At 68.7% G+C, this 19,043-nt stretch carries 17 protein-coding genes and 1 tRNA gene; 11 read left to right on the top strand and 7 right to left on the bottom strand.

Features of this window, described 5'->3' with window-relative positions:
* Window positions 1-117 precede the first annotated feature (117 nt).
* Together VKH46_09240 and dusB are read right to left on the bottom strand one after the other, a co-directional pair.
* On the bottom strand, window positions 118-2,043 hold the full coding sequence (locus VKH46_09240) for a VWA domain-containing protein (GenBank protein ID HKB71014.1): 1,926 nt from the start codon (window positions 2,041-2,043) through the stop codon (window positions 118-120).
* A gap of 97 nt (window positions 2,044-2,140) precedes the next feature.
* A complete protein-coding gene (dusB, locus tag VKH46_09235; GenBank protein HKB71013.1) occupies window positions 2,141-3,121 on the bottom strand; it encodes a tRNA dihydrouridine synthase DusB in 981 nt (326 codons plus the stop codon).
* 65 nt (window positions 3,122-3,186) lie between these two features.
* Here dusB and VKH46_09230 point away from each other — a divergent pair, with 65 nt between their 5' ends.
* The 3 genes from VKH46_09230 to VKH46_09220 all read left to right on the top strand — a co-directional run bounded on the left by VKH46_09230 (window position 3,187) and on the right by VKH46_09220 (window position 7,252).
* Complete coding sequence (locus VKH46_09230) at window positions 3,187-5,559, top strand: protein kinase (GenBank protein HKB71012.1); 2,373 nt, start codon at window positions 3,187-3,189, stop codon at window positions 5,557-5,559.
* A gap of 466 nt (window positions 5,560-6,025) precedes the next feature.
* Window positions 6,026-6,253 (top strand): type II toxin-antitoxin system HicB family antitoxin, encoded by a 228-nt coding sequence (locus VKH46_09225; GenBank protein ID HKB71011.1) that lies wholly within the window; start codon window positions 6,026-6,028, stop codon window positions 6,251-6,253.
* Window positions 6,254-6,325: 72 nt separating this feature from the next.
* Complete coding sequence (locus VKH46_09220; protein ID HKB71010.1) at window positions 6,326-7,252, top strand: NAD(P)-dependent alcohol dehydrogenase; 927 nt, start codon at window positions 6,326-6,328, stop codon at window positions 7,250-7,252.
* Between the two features lie 245 nt (window positions 7,253-7,497).
* Here the strand turns inward: VKH46_09220 and VKH46_09215 are convergent.
* Window positions 7,498-7,589: transfer RNA gene (locus VKH46_09215), tRNA-Ser, on the bottom strand.
* 111 nt (window positions 7,590-7,700) lie between these two features.
* Between VKH46_09215 and VKH46_09210 the strand changes: the two genes are divergently transcribed.
* On the top strand, window positions 7,701-9,395 hold the full coding sequence (locus VKH46_09210) for a DUF885 domain-containing protein (GenBank protein ID HKB71009.1): 1,695 nt from the start codon (window positions 7,701-7,703) through the stop codon (window positions 9,393-9,395).
* 267 nt (window positions 9,396-9,662) lie between these two features.
* Here VKH46_09210 and VKH46_09205 read toward each other — a convergent pair whose 3' ends face one another.
* From VKH46_09205 to VKH46_09195, 3 genes are all read right to left on the bottom strand, one after another.
* Window positions 9,663-10,457, bottom strand: coding sequence for an alpha/beta hydrolase family protein (locus VKH46_09205; GenBank protein ID HKB71008.1), 795 nt, complete (start codon window positions 10,455-10,457; stop codon window positions 9,663-9,665).
* 116 nt (window positions 10,458-10,573) lie between these two features.
* Window positions 10,574-10,744 (bottom strand): hypothetical protein, encoded by a 171-nt coding sequence (locus VKH46_09200; protein ID HKB71007.1) that lies wholly within the window; start codon window positions 10,742-10,744, stop codon window positions 10,574-10,576.
* 132 nt (window positions 10,745-10,876) lie between these two features.
* Window positions 10,877-11,626 carry a hypothetical protein gene (locus VKH46_09195; protein ID HKB71006.1) on the bottom strand — a complete coding sequence of 250 codons (750 nt, stop codon included), beginning with the start codon at window positions 11,624-11,626 and terminating at the stop codon, window positions 10,877-10,879.
* A gap of 52 nt (window positions 11,627-11,678) precedes the next feature.
* On the opposite strand from VKH46_09195, the gene VKH46_09190 reads away from it, so the two are divergent.
* Entirely contained in the window at window positions 11,679-12,149 is a 471-nt protein-coding gene (locus tag VKH46_09190; GenBank protein HKB71005.1) for a pyridoxamine 5'-phosphate oxidase family protein, read from the top strand.
* A gap of 25 nt (window positions 12,150-12,174) precedes the next feature.
* The gene (locus VKH46_09185) at window positions 12,175-12,909 is read left to right on the top strand and encodes an SDR family NAD(P)-dependent oxidoreductase (protein ID HKB71004.1); all 735 of its coding nucleotides are present in this window, start codon (window positions 12,175-12,177) and stop codon (window positions 12,907-12,909) included.
* Window positions 12,910-13,805: 896 nt separating this feature from the next.
* On the opposite strand, the gene VKH46_09180 is transcribed toward VKH46_09185, so the two are convergent.
* Window positions 13,806-14,561 carry a GDSL-type esterase/lipase family protein gene (locus VKH46_09180; protein ID HKB71003.1) on the bottom strand — a complete coding sequence of 252 codons (756 nt, stop codon included), beginning with the start codon at window positions 14,559-14,561 and terminating at the stop codon, window positions 13,806-13,808.
* A 424-nt stretch (window positions 14,562-14,985) separates the two neighbouring features.
* On the opposite strand from VKH46_09180, the gene VKH46_09175 reads away from it, so the two are divergent.
* From VKH46_09175 to VKH46_09155, 5 genes are all read left to right on the top strand, one after another.
* A complete protein-coding gene (locus VKH46_09175; protein ID HKB71002.1) occupies window positions 14,986-15,894 on the top strand; it encodes an ABC transporter ATP-binding protein in 909 nt (302 codons plus the stop codon).
* Window positions 15,891-16,877, top strand: a complete 987-nt coding sequence (locus VKH46_09170) for an ABC transporter permease (protein ID HKB71001.1) — start codon at window positions 15,891-15,893, stop codon at window positions 16,875-16,877. The genes VKH46_09175 and VKH46_09170 overlap by 4 nt, the downstream gene beginning before the upstream one ends.
* Before the next feature lie 389 nt (window positions 16,878-17,266).
* Complete coding sequence (locus VKH46_09165) at window positions 17,267-17,854, top strand: SUMF1/EgtB/PvdO family nonheme iron enzyme (protein ID HKB71000.1); 588 nt, start codon at window positions 17,267-17,269, stop codon at window positions 17,852-17,854.
* A 146-nt stretch (window positions 17,855-18,000) separates the two neighbouring features.
* Entirely contained in the window at window positions 18,001-18,687 is a 687-nt protein-coding gene (locus VKH46_09160; protein HKB70999.1) for an HAD family hydrolase, read from the top strand.
* On the top strand, window positions 18,684-19,043 hold a 360-nt coding region (locus VKH46_09155), incomplete at its 3' end, for a hypothetical protein (GenBank protein HKB70998.1). The genes VKH46_09160 and VKH46_09155, both read left to right, overlap by 4 nt.

Genomic DNA, 19,043 nt, shown 5'->3' with positions numbered 1-19,043 from the left:
GCGAGCCCGGCGGGATGCGGGCGTCCGACCCGCGGCCGCGGCGTACCGATGAGCGTACGGTAAGGCCGCGGGTCGCGGCGCACGCGCCCGCCCGGCTCGATGCATCGCCGCGCTTGCCTACGGTATGTAGCCGCGCATCGTGCGGAGGAGCACCCCCGCCTTGTCGCACGCGACGGTGACCGACCGGAACTCCCCGTCCGGCTTCGTCGAGTCGGTGCGGTAGGAGAGGACGTACTGGGAACGCAGCTCCGTTTCGATCCGCTGCACGACCTCCGGGATCTTCTTCGCGTTGGTCGTGAAGAAGATCTCCCCTCCGGTGTCGCCGGCGAGCTCCTTCAACTTCGAGCGGACCGAGAATTCCGTCATCCCGATGTCCACGGCGATCACGTAGATCGGCACGCCGATCGTCCGCGTGTAACGCAGCAGCGTCGGGTAGTCGACCCAGGAATGGTTGTCGCCCCCGTCGGAGATCACCACGAGCGCCTTGCGCCCGGTCGTCCCGCGGAACTGGTACAGGCCGAGGATCACCGAGTCGTACAGAGCCGTCTGCCCGGTCGCGTTGGTCGCGAACACCGCCTCGTTCAGACGCTCGACGTTGCCGGTCGGCGCGCAGAGGAGCCGGGGCACCTCGCGGAACTCGATGACGAATCCGCGGTCGCGCTCGTGGATCAGGTCGTGGAACAGGTTGCTCCCGGCCGCGTGGACGAAGTCCATCGCCTTGCGCATCGAGCCCGATCCGTCGATGACGAGGCCCACGTTCAGCGGCAGGTTCTTGGCGATCTCGAAGGAGATGAGCTTCTGGGGCTTCTTGTCCTCGGCGACCGCGAAGTCCGATTCGACGAGTCCCGGGACGAAATGGCCCTCATGGTCGAGGGCGGAGACGTGGAGCTGCACGACGTCGACCTTCACGTTCTCCATCGCGGCCCCCTGCCCCTTCAGGAACCGGATGTCGTTGGCCTCCTGTCCCTCCGCCGTGACCGCCGTCGCGCGCAGGTAGCTCGCCGCCGCGTACTGCGCCGCCGGGACGACCGTGACGTACGGCGGCGCCGAGAACGTCCGGATCTTCTTCTGGTCGAGGTAGAGGTCGACGCTCTTCGCCTCTCCGCCGTTGATCGACTGGACGGCGAGCCGGACGGTCACGCCGGCGGAGGCGCCGCTCGCGGGTATCGGAAGGATCCGAACGGCGATCCGGGCCTCTCCCTCGTTGATCGCCCAGGCGTCCTCGTCGATCGCGTTCCCCCGGGCGTCGTATCCGACGGCGCGCACCGTCTGACGCCGCGGGATCTTCCCGAGGTCGATCTCGACGGTGTACGGCGGCCGGGTGCGCGCGAGCAGCAGCTTGTCGTCGAGGTAGAACTCCACTTTCGTGACGGGCGGCAGCACGCTCGCCGACAGGCGCATGAGGCCGACCGGCGCCTCGCGGTCCGGGGGGAGGATCTTGACTCTCGGGACGGCGGCCGCGAGGCTCCCCGCCCCTCCGGGCTCTTCCTTCGGCGCGCTCATCACGACCGCCTCGGCCGAGGGGAGCGTCGAATAATCGCCGGGCGCCATTTCCGGAGTGAACTCGCGGCCGACCTCGGGCACGTCGATCGGGAATTTCAGCGTCGCGTACGTCTTCACCGCGTCGCCGAGGTCGATCTCGACGATGTAATGCCCGGGCGCGAGGGCCCGGAGAAAGGAGAACCGCACCGGCTCGCCGGCACCCAGCGTGCCGGAGAACGGATAGGAGAGCGTCTCGACGGGCGCGTCCGCCGCGTCGCGAATCGAGCCGCGAAGCGTCATCGAGTACTGGTGGACGCCCTTCCCGGTCAGGGCCCGCGCGATCTCCGCCGACGTGAGGCGCAGCCGCACCACCGTCTTCCCGCCGAGCGTGCCGAGGTAGTCGGCCGAGGTTTCGACGGCGAAGTTCTTGATGGGGGTCTTGACGGTGGCCGTCGACGATTGCGTGGGCGCGGCCGGTGTCGAGGTCTGCGCGCGGACCGCCGCGGCGACGCCGAGCGCCGCGCCGAGGGCGAGCCAGAGCGTTCGATTCCAGGTGTTCATCGGCCGTTCCAATCGAAAGAAAACGGAGGAAATTCCCGAATTATTCGGATCGCGGAGGTTCGAGGCGAAGGAGATCCCCCGTCTCTGCCGCAGGGGGCTAAGCGGCCAGAGCCGAGCTGGCGAAGAACTCCTCGACCGCGCGGCGAAAGTCCTGCGGCGTCCGGAGCTCGGAAATCTGCACGCGAAGCGCCCGCCCGTTGGGAAGGCCGTGCGTGTACCACCCCGTCATCGTCCGGAGGCGATGGAGGGCGTGGATCGGGGTTTCCGAATCCTTCTCGATCTCGGAGAAGTGCCACAGCATCAGGTCGCGCCGCTCCTCGAGCGTCGCCGCCCGGGGCGCCCTTCCGGCGAGAAGATCGGCGGTCTGCCGGAAGACCCACGGGTTCTTCATCGTGGCCCGCCCCGCCATCACGGCGTCGCATCCGGTCTGCCGGAACATCGCGAGGGCGTCCTCCGCCGTTTCGACGTCGCCGTTGCCGACGACCGGAATCGAGACGGCGTTCTTCAGCTCGGCGATGGCCGACCAGTCCGCGCGGCCCGTGTACATCTGCCGCGCGGTCCGTCCGTGCATCGCGACCGCCGCCGCGCCTTCCCCTTCGCAGATCCGACCGAGCTCGATGAAGTTCTTGCGGCCGTCGTCGAGGCCGAGCCGGAATTTCACGGTGAGCGGAATCGAGAGCCGCTTCCGGACTTCCCGGACCATCGCCTTCGCGAGGTCCGGGTCCCCCATGAGCGCCGCGCCGGCGCACCCCTTGAGGACCTTGTTGGCGGGGCATCCCATGTTGATGTCGCAGACGTCGGGACGGAGCTCTTCGACGATATCGGCGGCGGCCGCCATCCGCTCGACGCTCGAGCCGTAGATCTGGATCGAGAGGGGCCGCTCCTCGTCGTCGAAGACGAGCTTCCGGAGCTGCCGGGCATTGCCCCGCGTGATCGCCTCCGACGAGATGAACTCCATCGTCACGAGCCCCACTCCGCCGATGCGGCGGAGCATCAGGCGATAGACGCGGTCCGTGATCCCCGCCATCGGGGCGAGGACCAGCGGCGGGTCGATCGGGACGGGACCGTAGCGCAGCACGGAGGGATTTTAACCGGAGGCGCGGCGGGTCGAGCGCGCCGCCCGGGTTAGAATCGGCGCACCCCATGACTCCCTCGCCGGGAACCCGACTCGGCCCCTACGAGATCCTCTCGATCCTGGGGGCCGGAGGCATGGGAGAGGTCTATCGCGCCAAGGACACCCGGCTCGACCGCGAGGTCGCGGTCAAGGTCCTCCCCGAGGCTCTGGCCATGGACGCGGACGCGAGGAAGCGATTCGAGCGCGAAGCCAAGGCTGTCGCGGCGCTCTCCCACCCGAACATCCTCGCGATCCACGATTTCGGCTTCCACGAGGGCATCGCGTACGCCGTCACGGAGCTCCTCGAGGGAGAGACGCTGCGCGACCGGCTCGAAGCCGGGCCCCTCCCGCAGAAGCGGGCGATCGAGATCGCGCTCCAGACCGCGAGGGGGATGGCCGCGGCGCACCAGAAAGGCATCGTCCATCGCGATCTCAAACCGGAGAACCTTTTCCTGACGAAAGACGAGCGCGTCAAGATTCTCGACTTCGGTCTGGCGAAGCAGGGGCACTCTCCGGGTGACGCGGACGGGGCGACGAGCGCTCCTACCGAGGATCGGCACACCGAGCCCGGCACGGTCCTGGGAACGGTCGGGTACATGTCGCCGGAGCAGGTCCGCGGCCTGGCCGTGGACCGTCGGAGCGACATCTTCTCCTTCGGGGCGATCTTCTACGAGATGCTCTCCGGCCGGAAAGCCTTCAAACGGAAGACGCCGGCGGACACGATGTCGGCGATCCTGAAGGAAGAGCCTCCCGAGCTCTCGGAATCCGCGCCGAGCGTCTCCCCCGCGGTCGATCAGATCGTCCAGCACTGTCTCGACAAGAATCCGGAGTCCCGCTTCCAATCGGCTCACGACATCGCCTTCGCGCTGGAAAAGCTCACGGCGTCGGGACCGTCGGCGGCGACGGCCGCGGCTCCCCGTCTCCGGACGGGAAGCGTCCTCCTCGCCGCGGCCGCGGCCGCGGCGATCGTCGCCGCGGCGATGCTCTTCTGGGTGCGCCGGCCACGAACGGATGCGGCCGCGGCCAGGAAGTCGATCGCTGTGCTTCCCTTCGTCAACGGAAGCTCCGACAAGGAGAACGAATACTTCAGCGACGGAATCACGGAAGACCTGATCAACCAGCTCTCGAAAGTCTCCGGGCTGCGCGTCGCGGCGCGGACCTCCGCCTTCGCGTTCAAGGGAAAGAACGAAGACGTTCGCGCGATCGGAAAGGCCTTGAACGTCGGCGCCGTCCTGGAAGGAAACGTCAGCAGGGCGGGCGATCACGTCCGGATCTCCGCGCAGCTCATCGACACGGACAATGGCTATAGCCTCTGGTCGGAGAGCTACGACCGCAAGCTCGAAGACATCTTCGCGCTCCGCAGCCAGCTCGCGCAGACGGTCGCCGACGCATTGAAGGTCAAGCTCCTGGTGGGGGAGCGCCAGAAGCTAGAAAAGAAGCCGACCGAAGATCTCGAGGCCTACCAGCTGTACTTGAAGGGACGCCATGAGATCGCATCGTTCACCCCGGCGGGGTTGAACGCCGGGATCCGACATCTGCAGCAGGCGATTTCGCGCGATCCCAACTACGCGCTTGCCCACCTCGGTGTGGCCTATTACTACGTCTCCGTCATCGACCTCATGAAGGGAGAGGAGGCCCTGCCCCGCGCCCGAGCGGCTGCCGAGAAGGCGCTCTCGCTCGATCCATCGCTCGCCGAAGCGCACGCCGATCTGGGGTGGATCGCGTTCCTGGAGCGCGATGATGCGACGGCCGACCGGGAGATGCGGGCGGCGATCGAGATGCAGCCGGAGCTCGCCTATGCCCACGAGGTCTATGGCTGGTTCCTGGTGGCCGTCGGGCGGACCGATCGAGGGCTCGCGGAAGCGCACCGTGCCGTGGAGCTCGACCCGCTCTCGTCCGAGACGAACACGCTGCTCGGTTTCAACCTCTATTTCGCGCGGCGCTACGACGACGCGATCCGGCAACTGCGCACGACCGTCGCGATGGATCCCGACTATTACTGGGGGCGCGAATTCCTGGGACGCGCCTACGCCCGAACCGGCAAGCTTCCGGAAGCCCTCGCCGAGCTCCGGAGCGCCCGCCGGGCGGCGGGATCGTGGATCTCCGAGATCGAGTCGGCGTTCGGGCCGGTCTCCACGGAGATGGGGAACCGGTCCGAAGCCCTGGCGATGCTCGCCGACATGCGGGAACACGCGAAGACCGAATACGTTCCCGCGTACTACTTCGCGACGGTATACGCCGCGCTCGGAGACAAGGACTCGGCCTTCGCGCGTCTCGCGCAGGCGGTCGAGGAGCGCTCCGTCTGGACCGGCTGGTTCGGAGTCGATCCGGATCTCGACTCGCTGAGGTCCGATCCGCGGTTCGCGGCGCTCCTGAAGAAGATGAAGTTACCCCCGCCATAGCCCGGGGATGCGCCCGGACCTCCCTTTCGGAAACCGGTCCATTTGCGATTGAGGCGAAGGTCCCGCGCCCCTCTCGCCGCTCGGTGCGGGCGGCATGGGCGAAGGTCGGCGGCGGATCGATCGGAACGGGGCCGTAACGCAGCACGACCGCGAGTCATAGCGGTGCATCACGATGCCGTCCCCCCGTCCTGGAAAGTGGGGGGTCATGGGGGTCAGATCTGTGTTTTACACTGGCGCTGCTTTCGCGCGCCGCACGTTCTCCTCAACCCCGGAGGGTCGCCGGCAGCGGCTTGGCCGGCTGAGCACGGCCGCGAATCCCGCTAGACTTCGGCTCCACGCACGAAGGACGTTTTGCACCGGCTACGGGTCGCCTGAGGAGGAATTCAGGGACATGTATGTGGCAGCTGGTCGGACGGCCGGAGGGAGCTTGAGGCGCGTCGCGGGAGTAGCTGCTAGAATTCGCTCGATGGCTGCGAAGGCCGAGCTTTCGGACTACAAGATCGTCCTCTACGTGCAAAAGGCCGGGGACTGGGTAGCGGAGGTCCCGGCGATCGCGGGCTGCTACGCCCTGATGGACACGCGCGAGCAGGCGCTGCGAGAGCTCGAGAAGGTTTTCGAGATGATCCGGGAGGAATACGCGGAGAGCGGCAAACCGATGCCCGCAGATCGGACCGAGCTCCTGACACATGCCTAGCGCACCGGCGCGCGAATTTCAGGCCGTCGCGGCGCGCCTCGGTTTCAATCAGACAAGAATGACCCACAACGCATGAAGGCCGTGATATGCGCCCGCTACGGCCCTCCCGAAGTGCTTCGGGTGGCGGAAGTCCCTAAACCCGTCCCGGGGAGAGGCGAAATCCTCATCCGCGTCCGGGCGACGGCGGTGACGGCGAGCGACTGCATCATGCGCCGGGGGAAAGCGCGCTTTCCCATGTGGCTCCTCATGCGCGCCATGATCGGCTTCAAGAGACCGCGAAAGACCCTCGGCGGGGTTATCTCGGGGGAGATTGAATCCGTCGGGAAGGGTGTGGCGCGATTCAAGGCCGGCGACGCTGTCTTTGGGATCACCGGGCTCGCATTCGGAACGTACGCCGAGTACGCGTGCCTGAAGGAGTCGACGCGGTTTGCGTGCCTGGCGGCCAAGCCCGGAAACGCGACCCACGAGGAAGCCGCCGCCGTTCCCTACGGGGGCCTGCTCGCGCTGTGCTTCCTGAAGCCCGCGAAGATCTCCGCCCGGCGGAAAGTTCTCGTCTACGGCGCTTCCGGAGCGATCGGGACCGCGGCCGTGCAGCTCGCGCGGCACTTCGGCGCGGAGGTGACCGGCGTGTGCGGCACGGCGAACCTCGAGCTCGTGAGGTCGCTCGGCGCGGCCCGCATCCTCGATTACACGAAGCAGGATTCCGTGCCCGCCGGCGAGCTCTACGACCTGGTCTTCGATGCCGTCGGGAGGCGGAAGAGTTCGAAGATCAAGCTCGCCTGCCAGAATGCGCTCGCCCCCGGCGGGATTTCCGTCACCGTCGACGACAGGATCGCGAAGCTGGATGCCGAATCGCTCGAGCTCCTTCGGACGCTGATGGAGGCGGGCCAGTACCGGGCCGTCATCGACCGGCGCTACCCGCTCGAGGAGATCGTCGCGGCGCACCGGTACGTCGAGGAAGGGCACAAGAAGGGGAACGTCGTCGTCACGGTCGGGTGAGCGTGACTCTCACGAGGAACTATCCCTCGAGCGAAACGAATACATCATCCGTCGCTCGCACTTCAGCCAAGAATTTCGTTGGGGAGGACTTGTCCTCCGTCGCTCGCCGAGAAGCGCAGTGTCGATGCGAGCGAAGGAGGATGGCGGAGAGGACGGGATGGCCCGGCGCACTCGCGTGCTTGGCGATCCCGCTCCCGTCGCTGCGCGACCCGCCGCTGCGCGGCGCGCCAACTCGCTGCACTCGTTGGCGGAGAGGACGGGATTCGAACCCGTGGTGGAGTTTTACCCCCACGGCGGTTTAGCAAACCGCTGGTTTCAGCCACTCACCCACCTCTCCGCGGGAGCCAGAATGGTAGCCGGTCGGGGTGGAACATTCAACGGAGCCGCGCGGAGAACCTTTCACGGCCCTGAAAGCGCGTCGCATATCATCCCTCGCCAGGAGACCTCCTTGAACATTGCACTCGTTCTCTCGCTCGCCGGAGCCCTGCTCGTCGCCTCGGTCGCCGGGGCCGACGACCTCGACGACCTCGCGCGCGATTTCTGGGCCTGGCGCGCGGTGACGCAGCCGATCACACGCGACGACGTGCCGAGAATCGACCGGTCCGCCGGCTGGACGCCCGACTGGTCGCCCCGGTCGATCGAGGATCGGCGGCGGGCTCTCGCGGGTTTCGAGCGCCGGTGGACGTCTCTCTCCGACCCGAAGGCGCCGATCCCCCGACAGGTCGATCACCGGCTCCTGGGCTCGGCGCTCGCGCGGGTCCGCTGGGAGCTCGACGGGAACCCCGAATGGCGGCGCAATCCCGTCTTCTACGTCGACCAGACCGTCGCCGCCTACGTGGACGCGATCGTGCCGCCCGCAACCCTCCCGGCAGCCCGCGGCCGGGAGGTCATCGCCCGCCTTCGATCGATCCCGGGGACTCTCGCCGCCGCGCACGAGAATCTCGACGACGCCCGCGCCCCCTTCGCGCGCCTCGCGATCGACGATCTGGCCGGGATCGGGGGCAGACTCCGCCAGAGCGCGAAGGCGCTGGCGCCCCATCTCGACGCCGGATCGGCCGCCGCGCTGCCGGGAGCCGTCGACGAGGCCGTCGCGGCGCTCGACGAATACCGGGAGTGGCTGCGCACACGGGTCGCGAGCCTTCCGGAGAACGTCGCGATCGGACGCGCCGCGTACGTCGGATTCCTCCGCGACGTCGCGCTCATTCCCCACTCCCCCGAGGAGGTTCTCGCGATGGGGCGGCAGGAATACGCCCGCGCCGTGGCCTTCGAGGAATACGAGCGGCAGCGGCATCGCGAGCTTCCGGAGCTCCCGATCTTCCGCGACCAGACGGAACAGATCGCCCGCGCCGATCGCGACGAGCGCGCGATCCGTGAATACCTCCGCTCCCGGGGAATCCTCACGGTTCCCCCCGATGCCCCCCGATACCGGTACCTGCCGATGCCCGAATGGCTCGCTCCCGTGGCCGATTTCGGCGAAGGGACCGACTTCCCGTTCGCGTCGCGGCTTTCCGAGAACTCCACGCGCTACATCCCTCCCCCGTCGCCCGCGCTTGGCTACTTCGCGCTCTCGATGGCGCGCGAGCCGCGCGCCGACATGGTCCACGAGGGCCTGCCGGGGCACGCGTTCCAGCTCTGGCTCTCGCGCTCCGGGACCGACGCGATCCGCCGCTTCTGGTACGACTCGGGCGTCAACGAGGGCATCGGCTTCTACGCCGAAGAGATGATGCTCGAGATGGGGCTTTTCGATGACAGCCCGAAATCGCGAGAGATGATCGCCAACTACATGCGCCTCCGGGCTCTCCGCGTCGAGGTCGACGTGCGGCTCGCTCTCGGGAGCTTCACGATCGACGAGGCCGCCGACTACCTGCGCACGCGGGTGCCGGTCGACGCCGCCACCGCGCGGAGCGAGGCGGCATCGTTTGCCGCGACGCCGGGGTTCGCGATCGGCTACCAGATCGGCAAGCTCGACATCCTGCGCCTCCTCGCCGACGCGCGGCGCGAGCAGGGGGAGCGGTTCAGCCTGCGGGCCTTCCACGACTTCGTCTGGAGGAACGGAAACGTTCCGCTGGCCCTTCAGCGATGGGAGCTCCTGGGCGACACGCGCGACGTCGAAGCGCTCGGCGGGCCGCAAGCGGTTCGCTGACCTTCCGCCAGGAGTGCTCGCGCGCGCCGGCGCGAAGATCGACGGCCCGCCCCCGGGCTCCCTCACCTGGTCTTCGGCCGGCCTCTCCCGCCTGCGTGGCCGAAGCCACTTCGGCGCGGCGAAGGCCCGCCTGCGTGGCCGAAGCCACTTCGGCGCGGCGAAGGCCCGCCGAGAGAGGCGGCCCGCAACGCGCCTGAGATCGAGGTCGCACGGCCGGTCTTGCGCCGAAAACGCGGCGATCACCACGCCGCCTTTGATCGCGCTGTGTCAGTGCGCCGCTGTCGATCGCGCGGCGCCCCCCGCCGCAGCGAACCGGGCGGCGTGCCAGCGCGCGATCTCGAGCATCGACTCGCTCCAGTAGGGCCAGTCGTGGATTCCCGGCTCGAGCCGGGCGGTGGCGCGGATGCCGCGGCGGTTCAGGAAGTCCGCGTATTGCGCCGCGACGTGGTCCAGCCGGTACTTGTCCCCGGTGCCGGCGAGGAGGAAAACCTCGAACGGAACGCTCCACTTCTCCTTGGCGGCCACGAGCCTCCAGACGTCGTTTTCGGCGAGCGAATTGTCGTCGGGCGAGCGCCCGAACACCTGGTGCAGCTGCCAGCGCGCGATGAAGAAGATCTTCTCCACGTCGTCCCATCCCATCGGAATGACGGCGGCGGACAGTCCGGACACCGAACCGTACCGCTCGGGGTGGTGCAGCGCGATTTTCATGGCGCCGTAACCCCCCATCGAGACGCCCGCGATTCCCCGGTGCCGCGCGTCCGCGAGGACTCGGTAGCGCCGCTCGATCTCCCGCGGCAGGTCCGTCGAGATCCAGTCCTCGTACCGCCGCTTTCCGTCGTGGGAGTTGGAGAACCATCCTCCGTCTCCGTTCGGGCACACGAGGATGAACTCGCCGAGGCCGCCGGACCGCATCGCGGCGTCGAAGCGCGCGATCACGCCGTGGCGCAGCAGGACGCGATCGTCGCCGTAGGCGTCGTGCAGGAAATAGAGCACGGGATACGCGCGGGCGCTCGAACGATAGGACGGGGGAAGAAGAACGGAGTACGTTCCGCCCCGCGGCAGGTCGGCGGTGTCGTCGTGATGCCGCGAGAACTCGGGCGCGCTCGTGGCGCAGGAGCAGAAAGCGAGGCACGAGACCAGGAGCAGAACCCGACGCGCGAGCAGACGAGCGGCGGCGATCAGCGGGCGGCGTACGCCGCGCCGGAACGGGCGGCCTCGGACCGCGGCGGGTCGGGCCGCCCCTTGGCCAGGAGCGTCGCCGCGATCAGGCCGACGGCCGCGAGCATCACGAGGAAGAGGATCTCCCCGGTGTGCCGGCGAAAGAGGGACTGTGGCACCGTATGAAACACGAGCGGTCGCCCATCTTTCAGATGAAATTGCGCCGCGTCCGAGCTGATTTGGTGCATTGTCCGCCTTCGAGGCACTGCAAACGACGTGCCCCTCGCATTGTACGGATCGACGCGCGCCGGCGTCGCGCGCGTTCACCGGGGCGGGGTGAGCGCGGCGTCGTCGACGGCCTCGGAAACCTGGACGTTCTCGAACCGGATCTCCGCCGGCTTGTCCAGGATCTGCTTGTCCGTCGAAAGGCTGATTCCCCCGAACTTCTTCCAATCCTTCCAGACGACCGACGTCGGCGGGTCGTTTGCGCCGTTCAGCACGAATTTCCAGCGGTCGAGAAGGTGGGTCGATCGGTCGACGTCCATCCAGTAGACGTCCTTCGGCGTCAGTCCCACGCCGGAGAAGGAGAGGCGGATCTCGTCGCAGGCGTTTCCGGAGGTTCCGGAGACCTCCCCGACGTAGTCGAGCTGCACGCCGGGATCGAAGACCTTCCACGGCGCGAGCAGCCAGTAGCTGTCGTTGATGAAACGTCCGTACGCGCGCTCGAGGCCCTTCGCGCGCGCCTCGCCCTCGGTCTTGGCGCCGTTGACCCAGTAGTCCCCGTCTTTCGTGTTCACGTTGAAGTACGCTTTCCACGCAACGCCTCCCGGGTCTTCCCCCTCGACCCGGTACCGCCCGGTCCAGCGATCCCAGTAATGCGCGAAGGACGCCACGGTCTTCCCGCCGCGCACAATGGTGAAGTCGAAGCGGAACCAGCGGGCGTGCTCCCAGGCGGAGGGGCCGCCCATGGCTTCGATCATGGCGTGGCCGACCTGTTCCGCGCGCGGGTCGTTCGCGGCGGGAAGCGGCGCGGAGGCGGCGAGCAGCAGGAAGAGCGGCAGGAAGCGTTTCATTTCCCGATTGTACGGCGGGGCGCGCCCGAAAGACGCGTGTTAAGATTTTTACGTGCCCGAATCGAGCAGGTTGTCACCCGAGCTCCTGCGGCTCCTGGGAGAAGAAGGTTTTCGGGCGCGCCGCAAGCTCGCGATTCCGCTCCTCACGTGCGACCCGGAGGGAATTCCGCGGGCGGCGCTGCTCTGCTTCTCCGAGGTCCGCGCTCTGTCGCCGCGCCGGCTGGCGGTCGCGGTTTCGAGCGGCTCGCGCACGGAAGCGAACCTGATCCGGCGGCCCGGCGCCACGCTCCTCGTGCTCGACGCGGGGACGTCGGTGTCGATCCGCGCGCAGGCGGGGAAAGCGCGCGTCTCCCGGGCGCAGCCGGACCGAAAAATCTTCCCGCTGCGCGTCGTCGGCGTGAAGGAAGACGAGCCGCTGCCGGGCGAGAAGCGCGCCGCGATCGCCAACGGGCCGCGCTTCGCCGGGCCGCGGGCGGACACCGTCTTTTCTCCCTCCCTGTTCGAAGAGCTGGCGCGGCCATGAGCGTCCGCGGCGGGCTCCGCCGGCCGTGACGGGCCGGTTCGAGGGAAAGCACGTCCTGGTCACGGGCGCGAGCCGCGGCATCGGACGGGCGGTCGCCCTCGCCTTCGCCGAAGAAGGGGGACGCGTCTCGGTCCTCGCGCGGACCGAGCAGGAGCTCCAGGCCGTCGAGCGGAGCGGCTCCGCGCTGCCGGGCGCGGTGGTGGCGCGTCCGGCCGACGTCGCCGATCGGACCGCGGTGGAAACCGTCGTCGCGAACACCGTCGCCGCCGGCGGCGAGATCGACGTCCTCGTCAACAACGCCGCGATGTTCCTCTGGAAGCCGTTCCTCGACACCTCTCCCGAGGAATGGGACCGCGTGATCGCGACGAACCTCACGTCGGCGTACAACCTCTGCCGCGCGGTGGTTCCCGCCATGGTCGCCCGCCGCCGCGGCCGCATCGTCAACGTCTCCTCGATCCACGGGCTTCACGGCGACGCGAATCTCACGGCCCACTGCGCCGCCAAGTTCGGCCTCGTCGGATTCACCGAGTCGCTCGCGCGCGAGCTGCGGGAGCACAACGTGACGGTCAACGCCGTGTGCCCCGGGACGACCGACAATCGCGAGCCGGATCAGACCCCGCGCGAGTCGCCGCTCACGGAGAAGCTCCGTCCGAGGGACGTCGCCTCCGCGGTGCTGTGGCTCGCTTCCGACGATGCCGCGGGAATCACGGGAGCGGCGATCGAGATCTACGGCGGCACGCACCTCACGATAAAGCCGTAATAACAGCACGCGCGGACCATACGCGCCGCTATAGAGGACGAGAAGAGCCGGTCGCCGGGCGCAACGTACGCCACGGTACGCCTTGCCCGCCGACCGGGCCTCCGCGCCTCTCTTTCGACACGTCTGGCCGCGCGTTCAGGTTGGATGTAACTGGGCCTCATAATTCACTTGTCCCCGCCGTACCTCCCGCGGTCATACCCGCGAAAGCGGGTATCCAGCGCATTCTCGTAAGGAATGTCCCGCCTTGGCGGGGACGACCGCCTCGCGGTCGCCTCAACTGCCGCCGGACGGGCCGCGATCGCCCGGCTGGCTCGCGCCTCGCCGCGCTTTCAGGTGCCAGCCAAGTGACGCGCTTGTCTCGTCATTGCGAGCGCAGCAAAGCAATCTCGAGGTTCGCACGGTAAGGACAAGTTCTGAAGATGGCTTCCACTTTCTGTCGACCAGGCTGGCACAATCTGGAGATTGCTTCGTCGCGCTGCTCCTCGCAATGACAGAGTGAAGGCACATCGCCGAGTCGGACACCGGTCTCGAGGCGACGCTCCTTACAGTTTGGCGTCACAACGAGGCGCGGCGAGGCGCGAGCCCGGCGGGATGCGGGCTGCCGGCCGGCGGCGAAGGCGTACCGATAGCCGTACGTCTAGCCGCCGGCCGGGAGCACGCGCCCGTCCGGCTCGATGCATCCGCCTTCGCTGACGCTTCAACGCGACACGTCGCCGCGTGTGCCACTTCTCGTTGGGGTGAAAGACCACTCGGTTCGCGACAAGTCGAAAGCGCGGCGAGGCGCGAGCCCGGCGGGATGCGGGCTGCCGGCCGGCGGCGAAGGCGTACCGATAGCCGTACGTCTAGCCGCCGGCCGGGAGCACGCGCCCGTCCGGCTCGATGCATCGCCGCGCCGGCTACAACGCTTGCTTCACCCTCGCCGCGATCAGCCGATACCCCTCCTCGTTGGGATGGAAGTGGTCGCGAGAGAGGCGGTCGGCGCGCCCCTCGAACAGGTCGAACGTCGGGACCGCGCTCACCCCGCGAGAGAGGGCGATCTTCTGCGCTGCGGCGTTCCAGTCGACGATGAGCGCGGAGCCGGCGCCGCCGAGCTCCGAACCGGTGAACGGGTCGTAGAGGAGGAGGAGCACGATTTTCGCCGAAGGGTTGAGCTCCCGGAGCTCCCCCAGGATCGCGTCGAGATTGCCCTCGAACGTCCGCCGGGCGCGGCCGAGCGCCTCGAGCGGCGCCTCGGAGCCGGCGCGGCCGACGGCGTGGGAAAGGTCGTTGCCTCCGATCGAAAGGAAGATCGCGTCGGCGGAAGCCGCGAGCGAACGCGGCTCGGGATGCGAGAGCAGCTCCCGCAGACCGGCGGTCTCGAGTCCCTCGATCGCGAGGTTCTCGAGCCGGAAGCCCGTCTTCCCGCGGCGCAGATCCTGCGCGACGTCGTCGACGTACCCGGAACCGGGAGCCGCGCCGGTGCCGCGCGTCAGAGAGTCGCCGATGGCGATCGCGAGGAATTGTCCGGCGCGTTTGGGCGGCGCTTCCCGCGGCGCGGCCGCCGGGACGGCCGATCCGCGCGCCGGCGCGAGCGCCTCGACGAAGCCCCACGCCAGCGCCGCGGCGAGCGGCAGCGACGCCAGGAGGGGAACGGTCCTCCAGAAGCTCCTCACGGGCGCAGGGCCTCGGACCATTCGGCTGAAACCGGTGCGTAACGGCTGCATCGATGAGGCGCGGCGAGGCGCGAGCGGTATCCCGCGCGAGCCGCCGTGATGCGGGCCGCCCGCGGCGTCCCGGTGAAGCGACCGCGAAGCGGTCGTCCCCGCGAAGCTCGTCCCCACCTCCGAGCGGGGAGCGGGGACCCAGAATCCCCTGGATTCCCGCGTTCGCGGGAATGACACAAAAAACGTACGTCGAGGGCGACGCGGGCGGCACGCACCCGTCCGGATCGATGCATCGGCCTTCGCCGGAGGCTACGGCGGATCTGACTGCAGCGGTCTCGAAGCCGAGAAGAACGTCCCTGAACCGGAATCCTCCATAGCTCGTCAGAGCGAAGGAGGATCGCCGCGCTCCACACCACGCGATTAAGATAACCCGATGTCGGTCCTCTCGGCCCGGAATCTGACGAAGCGCCTCGGCGGCCGCGAAGTCGTCTCCGACGTCTCCTTCGAGCTCTCGGAGGGAGAGGTCTTCGGGTTCCTCGGGCCCAACGGCGCGGGCAAGACGACGACCGTGCGGATGCTGACCGGTCTCGTCCGTCCCGACGCCGGCGGCGTCACGATCGCCGGGTTCGACCTGCGCCGGAATTTCGAGGACGCGATGCGCCGCGTCGGCGCGATCGTCGAGTCCCCCGATCTCTACGGCGACCTCTCCGGCCGCGAGAACCTGGAGCTCTTCGCCCGCATGATCGCCGCCGACGCCGCCCTCCGCATTCCGGAGCTCGCCGCGCTCGTCTCGCTCGAGTCGCGGCTCGATGACCGGGTATCGACGTACTCGCTCGGCATGCGGCAGCGGCTCGGCCTCGCCCAGGCGCTGCTCGGCGATCCGCGCGTGCTCATCCTCGACGAGCCGGCCAACGGCCTCGACCCCGCGGGGATCCGGGAGATCCGCGAGCTCATCCGCGAGCTCGCGCACGTCCGGGGGCTCGCGATCTTCCTCTCGAGCCACCTGCTCTCCGAGGTCGAGCAGACGTGCGACCGCGTGGCGATCCTTCACCGCGGCAAGGTCCTCGCGCTCGACACGGTCGACCGGCTCCTCGCGTCGCGCGAGCGCGTGCGCTTCCGCACGTCCATCCCGAAGGCCGCGCGCGCGGCGCTGCGCCGGCACGCCGCCGGCGAACCGGAGATCGAAGGCGACGCGTTCGTCCTCGCCGACGTCGCGGAAGACGAGGTCCCGCGGGCGCTCACGACGCTCTCGGCCGAGGGGATCCCGGTCTTCGAGGTCATCCGCGAGCGGGCGGCGCTCGAAGACCTGTTCCTCGAGCTCACGCACGGGGAGACGGTGTGATCCGCGTCCTCACCGAGAACGAGATGCTGAAGATCTTCCGCCGGAAGCGGTTCCGCGTCGTCGTGCTGATCCTCGTCTGCCTGACCGCGATGTTCGCGTACGGCAACTGGCGCTCGCGGCGAAGCGCCGAGTCCCGCCAGGGCCCGCGCGACTGGCGCGCCGAGACTCAGCGCCGGATCGTCGAGATGCAGAACCGGCTCCGGAGCCGTCAGCTCCCCGATTCCTACCGCCGGTGGATGACGTACGAGACGACCCGCCTGCAGTATTCGCTCGATCACGGCTTCGACCCCAACGCGCTCACCGGACCGTTCTTCTCGCGGCACTTCATCGTCGCTTCCTCGTTCCTTCTCCTCCCGCTCCTCGTCACGCTGTTCGCCTCCGACCTCGTCTCGTCGGAGCTCTCCGAGGGGACGATCAAGGTCCTCCTGACCCGACCCGTTCGCCGCGAGAAGATCCTCGCGTCGAAGACGCTCGCGCTCCTGGCCTGCGTCACGCTCACGGTCGCGTTGGCAGCCGCGGTCTCGTACCTCTTCGGCGGGATCGCGTTCGGATTCCGGGGATGGGGCGCTCCGACGCTCACCGGGTTCCGCCCCTCCGCGGCGGGGCTGGACGTCTCGGCCGTCCGACAGGTACCGCTGTGGCACGACGCGCTCCGCGTGTACGGCCTCGGGTGGTTCGCGGCGATCGTCGTCGGCGCGATCGCGCTGCTGTTGTCGATCCTCTTCCGGACGACGGCCGCCGCGATGGGGACGATGCTCGCCGTCCTGATCGCGGGGACGATCCTTCCGCGGTTCGCGACGGGATGGGACTTCGCGAAATATCTCTTTCCCACGAACCTGCCGCTTCCCGACTACTACTCCGGCACCCCGCCGCCGATTCCGGGCATGACGCTCGCGTTCTCCGTCGAGAACCTGGCCCTGTGGGGGGCCGCGGCCCTCGTGGGCGCGTTCATCGTATTTACTCGCCGCGATGTGCGAGTTTAGGCGGCGCGGACCATGCGCACTGGACATCCAGCGGACGCCGCGTTGGCGGCGGACGCGTCGGATCGCCGAGCACGCCAGTGCGAAGGCCATACGGGACGCGAAGGCGCGGCCGGCGGGCTTAACCTACGCCCCGGTACGCCGCGCCCGCCGGCCGCGCCTTCGCGCGCGTCTTCCAGCACGTCTGGCCGCGCCTGACGCCTGAATACGGACGAAGGAGCGCGCGGTTTCCCGGAAAGTTAAGTTGCGGGTGAGCGCGAAAGTCTAAAATACGAAGTATGGGTCGACGGAGCCCACTCATGCGGCCGAGACACGCAGTCGCGCCAATCTGTCCTTCCGACGAAATACGGTCTTCGCCGTGCGCTCCCGACGTCGTCCCGATTCCGGCGGGAATGCTCGACGGTCATGCCGTCGGCCCGTTCCTGCTGGGGCGTACGCCGGTGACCAACTCGCAGTACGCACCGTGTCTTGCCGCCGGAGGGCTGCCCGAGACCCCCTGGTGGAACGATCCCGCTTTCCATTCGCCCCGCCAGCCCGTGGTCGGTGTCACGTGGAACGACGCCGTCGCCTATTGCGCGTGGCTCTCCGAAACGTTCGGAGGACGATGGCGTCTCCCGGCGGAAGCGGAATGGGAATTCGCCGCTTGCGGGGGACTCGACGCACCGCTCACCGCGTGGGGCCGCTCGATCCCGGAAGGAGAGATCCCGCAGGGTCCGCTCGCGGCGCCATGGGACGTTGGCCGTGGGAGGCCGAATGGATTCGGACTCTTCGACATGGGCACGATCGTCCATGAGTGGTGTCTGGACGAGGTGGAACGTCCCGACCTTCCGCCGCGCCGCGCGAGCCGCGGAGGCTCCTGGCGTCATCAGATCCGCTGGTCGGCGCCCTCGGCCCGGAGCAGCCTTCCCCCCGACTACCGCTACTCCGACTACGGATTCCGCGTCCTTCGCGAGTCGCGTGACGCGGTCGACCTTCGTTGATCCGCTCCGCGCCTTCAACTCGAAATCATTCGACGCCGAGTTAAGCGGCGCGCAAGCGTCCGCTTCAACTCGGCGGAAGCCCCAAGGGTCCAAGATGGACCGACGACGAGCGGCTTCAACTCGGCGCCTGGCTTATGATCGTCTCGATGCCTCAAACCTCCCTCGTCCTCTTCGACATCGACGGCACGCTCCTCTCGGCCGGGCGCGCGTCGCGCGAGGCGCTGCAGGAGGCGTTCGAACGGACCGGGGTCCCGGACATGACGTTCGACGGCTACGATTTCTCCGGAAAGACCGATCCTCAAATCGTCCGGGAGCTCCTCGCCGGCCGCGGGGCGCCGCCCGACGACGCGGGGGTCGGCCGCGTCATCGACGCCTATCTCGAATCTCTCGAGACGCGGATCGGCCCCGGGTCGGTCGTCGCCAAGCGCGGTGCCGCCGAGCTCCTCGGGGCGCTCGCGGAGCGGACGGACGTCACCCTCGCGCTCCTGACCGGCAACCACGAGCGCGGCGCGCGCGCCAAGCTCGGGCCCGTCGGCTTCAACCCGTATTTCCCGTTCGGCGCCTTCGGGAGCGACCACGCCGACCGGTACGAGCTCCCCGCGATCGCGATCGCGCGCGCCCGGAGAGTGACCGGCCGCGACTTTCACGGCAAGCGGGTCGTCGTGGTGGGAGACTCGATCCACGACGTCGCGTGCGGGCGCGCCGTCGGCGTCAAGTCGGTCGCCGTCGCATCCGGTCTCACCCCGACCGAGCGCCTGGCGCGGGAGAATCCCGACCACCTCTTCCCCGATTTCTCGGACGTTCCGGCAGTCGCCGAGGCGATCCTCGGATGAAGCGGCTCGCCGCGGTCCTGCTCCTCATCTGCGCCGCCGCCGCCCGGGCGGCCGCGCCGCCCTTCGGGAACGCTCCCTACGACTGGATGCCGCCGCAAGGGGCGTCGGCGCCGCCGGCCTCGTCCGCCTCCCGCGTCTCCGTCAAGATCGACGTCACGGCGGCCGAGCAGATTCTCGAGGCGCTTTCGGCCGAGAAGCCGCGCCCCGGCGACGCGTCCGCGCTGCAGGGGCTTTCCGTCGTTCGCCGCCAGATCTCGGAGTCGGGTAAGCCCGACACGGTGTGGAACGAGGATTTCGCCGGCGCGTTCCTCCCGGAAAGCCGCCCGGGGACCTTCGATTTCCGCTCGGTTCGTCTC

The organism is Thermoanaerobaculia bacterium, from assembly GCA_035260525.1.
In the GTDB taxonomy this organism is placed as follows: domain Bacteria; phylum Acidobacteriota; class Thermoanaerobaculia; order UBA5066; family DATFVB01; genus DATFVB01.
Note: the sequence above shows the minus strand (reverse complement) of the source record. Positions and strands in the feature narration are given on the sequence as shown.